Source organism: Nostoc sp. EspVER01 (assembly GCF_034530635.1).
Lineage (GTDB): Bacteria > Cyanobacteriota > Cyanobacteriia > Cyanobacteriales > Nostocaceae > Nostoc.
The window spans coordinates 1-3623 of sequence record NZ_JAVRCS010000080.1; the positions used below are offsets into that span (position 1 = coordinate 1).

At 40.0% G+C, this 3623-nt stretch carries 3 protein-coding genes and 1 pseudogene; 3 read left to right on the top strand and 1 reads right to left on the bottom strand.

Annotation, left to right across the window (positions count from 1 at the left end; genetic code table 11):
* Positions 1-422: 422 nt before the first annotated feature.
* Entirely contained in the window at positions 423-1304 is an 882-nt protein-coding gene (locus RMX69_RS29355) for an alpha/beta hydrolase (RefSeq protein WP_322639540.1), read from the bottom strand.
* Positions 1305-1606: 302 nt separating this feature from the next.
* On the opposite strand from RMX69_RS29355, the gene RMX69_RS29360 reads away from it, so the two are divergent.
* The 3 genes and pseudogenes from RMX69_RS29360 to RMX69_RS29370 form a co-directional block, all read left to right on the top strand.
* Positions 1607-1918, top strand: coding sequence for a BMC domain-containing protein (locus RMX69_RS29360; protein ID WP_094352432.1), 312 nt, complete (start codon positions 1607-1609; stop codon positions 1916-1918).
* 81 nt (positions 1919-1999) lie between these two features.
* Positions 2000-2347, top strand: a complete 348-nt coding sequence (locus tag RMX69_RS29365; protein WP_289795925.1) for a carbon dioxide-concentrating mechanism protein CcmK — start codon at positions 2000-2002, stop codon at positions 2345-2347.
* Between the two features lie 989 nt (positions 2348-3336).
* Positions 3337-3570 (top strand): annotated as a pseudogene (locus tag RMX69_RS29370) (hypothetical protein); the annotation flags it as partial.
* Between the last annotated feature and the right edge of the window lie 53 nt (positions 3571-3623).

The window sequence follows — 3623 nt, forward strand, 5'->3', positions numbered from 1 at the left end:
GAGTAATGAGTAATGAGTAATGAGTAATGAGTAATGAGTAATGAGTAATGAGTAAAAACTTCTTACTTCTTACTTCTTACTCATTACTTCTCCCCGGCACAAGCGCAGGCTTTAAAAGGTGTGGTGAGAAATCCGGGTAAACTGCTGTCTTTTTGCAAAACAGGTTTGCGATCGTAGTTACAGAGTTCACTAAAATTCTGTGAAAGTAATACCAATTTGAAAAAAGAATGCGACAAATAGACCATTTGTAGAGACGCGATTCATTACGTCTTTACCCAAGGATGTGTTGCAATCATTAATTGAATTGGTATAACACAATTAAAGAGAAAAATAGTAGCGATGACAAAATCCATTAGCAACAGATGAAAAGCTTTCCAGAGTAGCGTTACAGAAAAATTATTGAGGTTAGGCTATCTTTCAACTCAAAAGTCTAAAATATGCTGCGCGGTGATTTGTGGTTGTTCCAAGTGTGGAAGATGACCACAATCTTGAATCCAGGTGAGAGTACTGTTTGGGATTGCCTTTTGAAACTTTGTGGCATCCTCAGTACCCAAAATTTTATCGGAATCGCCCCACAAAATTAGCGTTTGTTGCACAATTTGTGATAATGTCTCTAGTCTAAAAGCACTGTAACCACCACTTTTAGTGAAAGAAATCAGAGCTTGATTCCAACTCGGCATTTGTAAGTGTAATGCGCCACAACATAACGCATCGATAGAGGCAAGAGTTTGATTTTTATATCCAATGCGAGAAACGCGATCGCGCACCTTCATATTACTCAAAAACCGAGTTGCTAAATAATCTAATGGTGGAAACATGAATTTGCTCAATGGCGAACCACCTGCTAACCCCGCACTATCAATTAACACTAGCTTTTCTACCACTTCCGGGTAAGCCAACGTAAAATCAATTGCCGTCGCACCCCCCATTGAAGCGCCCACTAAAATTACAGGTTGGTTAATTAGGCTTTTCCAGAAATAATAAAGATGGGTTTTAATCGCAGTTGGGCTATAGGCAATTTCTGAAAGTCTATCTGTAAAACCAAAACCCAATAAATCCACTGCCCAAGTTTCATTATCTTCAGAAAGCAGTGGCAAAAGCCGCCGAAATTCTAATACAGAACTGTCAAAACCGTGAATTAATAAAATCGGAGTTCCACCACACCCTTGCTTGACATAGGTTGTGGTAACTGCTTGATTAGTTAAAGGAGTAGCGATCGCAGTTGTTTGAATACTCCGAGCTAGTGCGATCGAAGTAGGTTCTGTGAGTTGCTCAACTGCCGTAGGAAGAAAATTCGGAAACATAAATTTCAGTTTATCGTACTAGCTTGCTTCCACCCATAACTGATTTTGTTAAACAATAAAGTTACACAACCTAAGAAGCTGAAGTATTATTTGTAATATATATATAAAACATAAGCCAGGGAATATCAAAATATTCTAACTCCCAACAGACGCGATTAATCGCTTACAGGACAGACACAATTAATCGCGTCTCTACTCTCCAAAAAAATATAGCATCAAAGAAAGTTTTCCAAAATGTCAAAATGGGGACTAAACCCACGTACAATTAAAATCGCTTATCCCTTAATCCAGGAGCTAATGCCATGCCAATGGCGGTTGGCGTAATTGAAACTTTAGGTTTTCCGAGTGTCTTAGCAGCAGCAGATGCAATGGTCAAAGCTGCCGCAGTCACAATTGTGTATTATGGTCAAGCGGAAAGTGCCCGCTTGTTAGTCGCCGTCCGGGGACACGTTTCTGAAGTAAATAGAGCTGTTGAAGCCGGAATAGTAGCTGGAGAGGAAGTAAAAGTTGGTACAGTAATTACCTACTACATCGTTCCTAATCCCCCAGAAAATGTGGAAACCATATTACCAATCCATTTCACTGAGGAATCAGAACCTTTCCGTATGTTCTAAGCAATTTTGCTATCAAAATCTGTAGCGAAGCTTCGTACAATTAACTTGTAGCCCCCAGTTTATTCATACAGGAGATTAATAATGTCATTACAGGCAGTTGGAGCACTTGAAACTAAAGGTTTTCCTGCGGTGCTAGCAGCAGCAGATGCTATGGTAAAAGCTGGTCGAGTTACCCTCGTTGGTTATATCAGAGTAGGTAGCGCTCGCTTTACAGTTAATATTCGTGGCGATGTTTCGGAAGTAAAAGCCGCTATGGCTGCCGGTGTTGAAGCCGCAGAAAATGTTTATGGCGGTACACTTGAATCCTGGGTGATTATTCCTCGTCCCCATGAAAACGTTGAAGCTGTTCTGCCAATTGCTTACACAGAACAAGTCCAAGGGTATCGAGAGTCTGTAGAAAATCCCATTGTTAGAGCTAACAATCGATAGATTTAACCTCCTGCGGGGGAATTCAAAACAAAAAATTCCCATAGATGAATTTACAGAGAAGTTTATTGTCAGGCTTCTGACTATTAAAACTTTAGAGAAATGCATTCTTCCTGTTTTTAGATTTTGCATAAGTTGAATTTTTAAGCAGAGGAAAAGTAACAGTCAGAGTCAATAGTCAAAACCAATATTGACTGTTGACTGTTTATTTTTAGCAATATAAAAGTTTTAAGAATAACTTACCAATATGAAAGGTGTAGTTGTGACTGAAGCTAGTGTGAACTACCCCAACTTACCGAGTACGTTTGAAGTTGGGGCTTCTGTAATCAATGTCGTTGGTTTCGACAACTCTTAAAGACCTACGCGTAGCTTGCTTACCCGCAGGGGTACGCTCAACCAAGTGATAGATCGAGAGTTGAGTGAAGCGATGCACTGAGTTCCGACTGCGCGGTAATCGAGCGACTTGTGCCGAGCGAAGTCGAGGTAAGTCGAGATTCAACTACCGCCGGTTGTTGTGTCGAAACTCGCCAACACAGGTATTTTCTTTGTCGGAAATAACCTACGATACTGAGACGAATTCCACACTATGGCGACAGTACGTAAGGGTTTGTACAGGGATGAAACTTATACTGGTGGAATAACGTCCAAATTTGAGTTAAATTATATTCGTTCCTCGGCTCTGTTACATACAAAATGTCAGATCTACCCGATCCATTTTGTAAAAGGTGTATCCTCCCCACTTTAAGCAGATTTCTGTTCTCAACTAAAACACATAACTTTACAAAAAGTTTAAGTGGGCAGAATACTCCAAATGCTTGATATATATTGGTTTTGGGCTTTTTAAAGTAAAAGCAAAACATCAATATAGAAATTTCTGCATAATTCTAATGAATTCAGACGTAATAAAAGTAGAATCACTGAGCTATTTTCATGAAATTCATGAAATTCGTGAAATCTGGGGCAGCTGCCAGTTAAACAATTAGGTGGGACGAATGGGGGTTGTGATGCAAACTTCAAAATTGAGTTTCGAGGAATGCAATCTCACTATGACAATGGATGTGGAAAAACTGGCTCTAGATTGGCAAAAGCGCCTGGCTGTCGAATGTCCAGACCAAAATGAAGCCGCAAGGCAAAGCATTATTCTCTGGCTGTTGGGATCTGACTCAAAACGGTTCGATCTGTATAATCCTAAAGAACTCGATATCGCCAAGCAAGCTATGGAGTATGGGAGCATCCACTTTTGGCAGAAACACTCAAATAGCAAGTAAACCATTCAGAT